Genomic DNA, 6,054 nt, shown 5'->3' with positions numbered 1-6,054 from the left:
CACCGCGGTGACATGAGTGCCGACTACACTGGGCCGCGTGATTGACACTCTTCCCGGGACGTGGGGCATGGTCCAGCTGGCTATCCAGGGCGCGCTCGTCGTGTGGGCCCTGGCGGGACTGGTGCTGGCAGTCCTCCCGCCCGCGTCGGCGTACTCGATCGAGGGCAAGTGGCCCAAGCCCGCCTGGATCGGCATCTGCGCCGTGGCCGCCCTCATGTTCGCGATCCGGCCGTTCGGCTTCCTCAGCATCATCGCGATGGTGGCAGTGGGTGTGTTCTTCGCCGACGTCCGGCCCGCTGTCGGGGGACGGCGCAGGTGACACCACCGGAGGCCGACGGGTTCCAGCGGATCGAGGAGCTGGCCGAGGACTCCGGCACCACGGTGCGTAACATCCGCGTCTACCAGGAGCGGGGACTTCTCCCGGCCCCCGTCCGCAGGGGTCGCACCGCGTTCTACGGGCCCGACCACAAGAACCGACTGAACCAGATCCTCCGGCTGCTCGACCGCGGCTACACGTTCGCCACCATCGAGGAGCTGTTCATCGCGGAGCGCCACGGCTTCACGCTCTCCGAGCTGCTGAACTCGGACGCCGTCCTACCGGAGCGACGCTCGAGCGGCACCCGCCGCCGCCTCCCTCGTGGCGGCGTGGAGGCCGTCGCGGGTTTCGAGTTCGCCGAGGAACTCCTCGACCAGGGATCGGCCATCGGCCTGGTCAGTGAGCCGAGTGCGGCCGACCATTTCTTCGCGGACCGCTACATGTACGAGCTGTTCCGCGAACTCATCGTCCTCGGGGTCGGTGAGGAGGGGATCGACAAGATCGGTCGCCTGTTCCTCAAGGGGCAGAGTACGTCGGCCGAGGCGCTCGACATCCTGGTGGAGACGATGCGCGACGCCGGGATGGACCAGTCCGTCATCATCAAGAGGGTCACGGGGATCATGCCCCGGGCCGGCGCCGCCGCCCGCCTGATCTTCCTCTCGGCGGCCGAGACCCTGCTCAGCGAGCGGCACGGCTTCCCCAAGGGCTGACCTCCCCCGGAGCGGACCTCCCAGGGGAGCTGACTTTCCCGGGAGCGGACCTAGGTGAACACGACGGTGCGTCCGCCGTGGACCAGCACCCGGTCCTCGAGGTGCCAGCGCAGCCCCTTGGCCAGGACCAGCTTCTCGGCGTCGCGCCCCTGCCGGACCATGTCCTTCACCGTCGCCGTGTGGTCCACGCGGATGACGTCCTGCTCGATGATCGGCCCCTCGTCGAGGTCGGCGGTCACGTAGTGGCAGGTCGCCCCGATCAGTTTCACGCCGCGGACATGCGCCTGGTGGTAGGGGCGGGCGCCCACGAAGCTGGGCAGGAAGCTGTGGTGGATGTTGAGGGCACGCCCGGCCCACTTCGTGCAGAGCTCGTCCGGCAGGACCTGCATGAAGCGGGCCAGCACGATCGCGTGCGGGTCGATCTCGTCGACGATCGCGGCGACCTCCGCGAATGCCGGGCCTCGCTCGGCGGGGTCGGCCGGGAACGGCACGTGGTGGAAGGGCGCACCGTGCGACTCGGCCATGCCGCGCAGGTTCTCGTGGTTGCCGATCACGGCCCGGACCCGCGCAGGGTAGTCACCGCTCTCCACCCGACCCAGCAGGTCGTGGAGGCAGTGCCCCTCCTTCGAGACCAGGATGACGACGTCCTTGGGCTCGGAGGAGTCCGAGATGTGCCAGTCGGTCTCCGGGCCCAGTTCGGCTGCAACCCGCTCGAAGCGGCGCCGCAGTTCGTCGATCTCCATGCCGATCGACTCGGCGCTCACGGACTGGCGGGTGAAGAACCAGTTCGAGTCCTCGTCCGCGTGGTAGGCCGCCTCCGTGATCGTCCCGCCCAGCTCGGCGAGGAAGGTGGCGATCCGGGCGACGATACCGATGCGGTCCGGGCAACCCAGGGTGAGGACGAAGCGACGTGACATGAGTGCCCATTGTGCCAGCAGGGAAGACGGGCGCCCCCGCTAGGCTGGCCGGCATGGACGCCACTGCGACGAACGAGCTGACCCGCGCCCGGGTCGCCGCCATGATCGACCACACCCTGCTCTCCCCCGACGCCTCCCGCGACGACGTCCGGGCCTGCGTCGACGAGGCCCGCGAGTTGGGAGTCAAGGCCGTGTGCGTGAGCCCGGCCATGCTCCCGGTGCGGGGTGAGGAGCTCGTCGTCGCCACGGTGGCCGGTTTCCCCTCCGGCAAGCACCACTCGCTGGTCAAGGCGATGGAGGGCAGGCTCGCGGTGGACCAGGGGGCCCGTGAGGTGGACATGGTGATCGATGTGGGCGCCGCCATCGCCGGACTGGTCGACGAGGTCATGGCCGATGTGCTGGCCATGCGGGATGCCGTGCCGCCGCCCGTGGTCATCAAGGTGATCCTCGAGACCGCGGCCATCCACAAGGCGCTGGGCGAGGAGGCGGGCGACGAACGAATCGAGGCCCTCTGCCATGCCGTCGCCCGGGCGGGGGCCGATTTCGTCAAGACCTCCACCGGTTTCCACCCCGCCGGCGGCGCCAGCGTGCGCGCGGTCGAGGCCATGCACCGGGCGGTGGGCGGCCGGCTGGGCATCAAGGCCTCGGGCGGGATCCGTGACGCGGATGCCGCCCGCGCGATGATCGCCGCCGGTGCGACCCGCCTCGGGCTGTCGGGCTCCCGCGCGGTGCTGGAGGGCTTCCCCGAATAGCCGCGTCGCCCGACTGCCGACCGTCCGACTGCCGACCGTCCGACTGCCGACCGCCCGGGATCAGCCCGTGGTCAGCACCATCTTGCCGGCGGTCCGACCGGTCTGGCCGCGACGATGCGCCTCGGCGGCCTGCTCCAACGGGAAGACCTCGGCGATCGTCGCCCGGAGCGCACCCTGTTCGACGAGCTCGGTGATCGAGACCAGGTCGTGGCGCGAGGAATCCACGAGCATCCGGACCGCACGCACCCCCAGCTCCTCGGCCTCCCGGAAGAAGTCGCCGGACCCCACGGGCAGGATCGACACCACGATCCCGCCGGGGCGCAGCGTCCGCAGGGAGTCGAGGGACGTCTGACCGCCGATCGTGTCGAGCACGGCGTCCACGTCGCTGACCGCCTCGGCGATGTCGACGTCGTGGTAGTCGATTGCCTCGTCGACGCCGAGCTCGCGCAGGAAGTCGTGCTTGCCGGCGCTGGCGGTGCCGATCACGTATGCGCCGCGGGCCTTGGCGATCTGGACGGCCACGTGCCCGACCCCGCCGGCGGCGGCGTGGATGAGCACCCGCTGACCCGGCTGGATGTCGGCGTACTCGACGAGCGCCTGCCATGCGGTCAGCGACACGAGCGGCAGGGCGGCGGCCTGCACGTGGTCGAGGGAGGCGGGCTTGGGGGCGAACCAGGCCGCGGGGGCGGCGACGTACTCGGCGTGGGCTCCGTGCCCGAACGGGTACGAGAGCATCCCGAACACCTCGTCGCCGGGGGAGAAGCGGGCGACGCCGATGCCCACCTCCTCGACCACACCGGACAGGTCCCACCCGAGCACGAAGGGGGGCGTGCCGAGGAAGCCGCCGTTCTCACGGTGCTTCCAGTCGGTGGGGTTGACGCTGGCGGCCTCGACGCGGACGAGGACCTCGTTGGTGCGCGGGGTGGGGCGGGGGAGGTCGACGACGGCGAGGACGTCCGGCTCCCCGAGGGTGTCCTGGTGCACGGCGCGCATGGTGGTGTCATTGCTCATGGCCCCAGGGTAGGCAGATTCCGCGGTCGCCGGTCGGGCGCAAAGCGGCGGGGCGACGTCAGAGCCGGTGCAGCTCGACGTCACCCAGCGCGCCGCCGTCGATGGTCGCGGTCATGTAGGTGCAGTGCGGTTGGCGACGCCGGTCGGTCGGGGAGCCCGGGTTGAGCAGTCGCAGGCCGCCCTGGCCGGACGCCCTCGGCGCGGTGGTGTCCCACGGGATGTGCGAGTGCCCGAACACCAGGACGTCGGTGTCCGGGTAGGCCTTGGCCATGCGTGTGTCGCGGCCCGCGGACGCGCCGGCCTCGTGCGTCACCACCAGACGCACGCCGTCGATCGTCTCGCGTGCCACCTCGGGCAGGCGCTCGCGCAGGTCCGGGCCGTCGTTGTTGCCCCAGCAGGCGATGAGTCGAGCCGAGCGTTCCTCCAACGAGTCGAGAAGCCCCACGTCCATCCAGTCGCCCGCGTGGATCACGATGTCCGCGGCGTCGACCTCGTCCCACACCCGCTCGGGCAGGTCGCGGGCCCGCGTGGGGACGTGGGTGTCGGCGATGAGCAGCAGGCGGGTGCCGGCGTCACTGCCGCCGGTGCCCCTGCCGCCCGTGCCCCTGCCGCCCAAGACCCTGCCGTCCGCATGAGGCGCAGGGGTCACTCGGTCGCCTCGAGCACGACATCCTGACCGGCGATGTCGACGGTCATGCCGCCCGGCACCACCCGGACGCCGGTCAACTGGACTCCCTCGGGCAGTTCGGCCAGCGCCGAGTCCATCATCGAGACGGTCCCGCCGAGGAACTCGGAGGGCAGCGGGAAGCCGAGGATCGACGCCTGCTCCGGCTGCATCTCGAGGTCGCCACCGATGAGCCTCGGCGTCACGACCGCCTCGGCCAGGCCGCTGATCGAGACCCGCAGGGTGCCGGCGGCGGGGTCGGCGATGATCTCCTGGACCTGGATCAGCCCGCCGAGCAGGGTGTCGCCGGCCGCGCCCTCGGACTGGGCGGCGGCGGACATGGTCTGCTCGGAGACGAACGCGGTCCCGGTCAGCGAGTCCACGTAGGTCAGGTCGCCTTCGGTGCGCACGCCGTCGGCCCGGATGTCGATCTGCGGTGCCGGTCCGGTCGCGCCGTCGGCGGCCGAGCCGTCGGTGGTGATGCGCACGGAGCCGAGGTTGCCGTCGATGTAGGACAGGATCACCGGGCGCGCGCCGAGTTCGACCTGGGCGGGCGACCCCAGGCTGGCGGTCACCTCGTCACTCATGCGGTTCTTGATGGCGTTGCGCATGCCGAACTCGAGACCGACCAAGGCCGCGACGAGACCGACGGCGAGAAGCGCCGCGATGAGCGCGATCAGCGGCCCGCGTCCCCGCCGGCTCCCGCCCTCAGCGCCGGATCCGCCCGAACCGGGCCCGCCCGAGCGGGATCCGCCCGAGCGGGATCCGCCCGGGCTGCGCCCGGCCGTCCAGGGTCCACCCGTGTCGGAGGCGCCGGGGCCCTGCGAGCCGGTTCCAGGCGCTGCGGCGAACTGCGCGGTCTCGGCGTGCTGGACGCCGGGTCGGTCGTAGGCGGGGAGGCGTTGGGTGTCGTGCGGCTGCTGCATTCGTCCGATTGTCACCGATCCGGGCCGGGAGTGCAGTGCCCACGTCCCCGCCGCAGGTCAGCGGGCGGCGGTCCAGCGGCGCAGGTGCTGGTACTCGGCCTCGAACAGTCGGTCCAGGTGCCCCACGACGAGCTTCTCGAGCTTGCCGCCGAGCAGCGGCACCGACACCTTGACCTGACCGGAGACGGATTCGTGGGCCGCCCCGTCCCGGTGGACGGTCTCGGCGCCGCCGTCGATCATCCCGAGCCCACCGGCGGCCTCGGCGCGGGCCGATCCGGTGAACCGCTCGCCGTCGAAGTCGCCGAAGGTGCTGGTCCGGACGATCACCAGCTGCCCGGGCAGGACCTTGCGCGCCAGGTCGGGGATGTCGGAGTCGGGGATGTGCTGGGTGACGGTCACGGTGATCGTGTCGCCGGTGGTGGAGAAGTCGTCGAGGGTGTCCTCGGGGCTACCGACGGCGGCGATGCGGTCGCGCCAGAAGGCCTCGTCGCCGTAGGAGGTGAACACGTTCTCGACGTGCGTGTCGATACGTGCCGTGTGGGAGAAGCGGGTCGCCATGGGGTCAGACCCTACAAGCCGCCGGTTACCCTCGGTCGTGTGAACCCGTCGTCGCCCGACCCCGCCGGCACCGCGCCGACCCCCGCGGGCACCCATCCGCACCCCGCCGACCCGGTCGTCGCCGAGCTGTCCCACATCAGCGGCATCGACGTGGCGCCCGGTGCCCGCCTCGCGGACCTGACCACCCTGCGCATCGGCGG

8 protein-coding genes are annotated in these 6,054 nt (G+C 71.6%); 3 read left to right on the top strand and 5 right to left on the bottom strand.

The window, feature by feature from the left end:
• Window positions 1-37 precede the first annotated feature (37 nt).
• Both G6024_RS02745 and G6024_RS02740 read left to right on the top strand, forming a co-directional pair.
• Entirely contained in the window at window positions 38-319 is a 282-nt protein-coding gene (locus G6024_RS02745; RefSeq protein ID WP_067717117.1) for a DUF2516 family protein, read from the top strand.
• On the top strand, window positions 316-1,026 hold the full coding sequence (locus G6024_RS02740) for a MerR family transcriptional regulator (RefSeq protein ID WP_096906774.1): 711 nt from the start codon (window positions 316-318) through the stop codon (window positions 1,024-1,026). The genes G6024_RS02745 and G6024_RS02740 overlap by 4 nt, the downstream gene beginning before the upstream one ends.
• 50 nt (window positions 1,027-1,076) lie before the next feature.
• Here the strand turns inward: G6024_RS02740 and purU are convergent, their stop codons facing one another.
• Window positions 1,077-1,943, bottom strand: a complete 867-nt coding sequence (purU, locus tag G6024_RS02735) for a formyltetrahydrofolate deformylase (RefSeq protein WP_067717112.1) — start codon at window positions 1,941-1,943, stop codon at window positions 1,077-1,079.
• Between the two features lie 53 nt (window positions 1,944-1,996).
• On the opposite strand from purU, the gene deoC reads away from it, so the two are divergent.
• On the top strand, window positions 1,997-2,695 hold the full coding sequence (deoC, locus tag G6024_RS02730) for a deoxyribose-phosphate aldolase (RefSeq protein WP_159147909.1): 699 nt from the start codon (window positions 1,997-1,999) through the stop codon (window positions 2,693-2,695).
• A gap of 60 nt (window positions 2,696-2,755) precedes the next feature.
• On the opposite strand, the gene G6024_RS02725 is transcribed toward deoC, so the two are convergent.
• Genes G6024_RS02725 through G6024_RS02710 form a run of 4 tightly spaced genes read right to left on the bottom strand, consistent with a single transcriptional unit; the run spans window position 2,756 to window position 5,854 of the window.
• Window positions 2,756-3,706, bottom strand: a complete 951-nt coding sequence (locus G6024_RS02725; RefSeq protein ID WP_119192671.1) for an NADP-dependent oxidoreductase — start codon at window positions 3,704-3,706, stop codon at window positions 2,756-2,758.
• Window positions 3,707-3,764: 58 nt separating this feature from the next.
• On the bottom strand, window positions 3,765-4,322 hold the full coding sequence (locus tag G6024_RS02720) for a metallophosphoesterase family protein (RefSeq protein ID WP_159147911.1): 558 nt from the start codon (window positions 4,320-4,322) through the stop codon (window positions 3,765-3,767).
• 29 nt (window positions 4,323-4,351) lie between these two features.
• A complete protein-coding gene (locus G6024_RS02715; protein ID WP_119192669.1) occupies window positions 4,352-5,296 on the bottom strand; it encodes an LmeA family phospholipid-binding protein in 945 nt (314 codons plus the stop codon).
• 57 nt (window positions 5,297-5,353) lie between these two features.
• Entirely contained in the window at window positions 5,354-5,854 is a 501-nt protein-coding gene (locus tag G6024_RS02710; protein WP_069389477.1) for a DUF2505 domain-containing protein, read from the bottom strand.
• Between the last annotated feature and the right edge of the window lie 200 nt (window positions 5,855-6,054).

It is taken from the genome of Dietzia maris (assembly GCF_014144855.1).
Classification (GTDB): Bacteria; Actinomycetota; Actinomycetes; order Mycobacteriales; family Mycobacteriaceae; genus Dietzia; species Dietzia kunjamensis.
The sequence above is the reverse complement of the archived record's forward strand: the minus strand, read 5'-3'. Positions and strand labels throughout refer to the sequence as shown.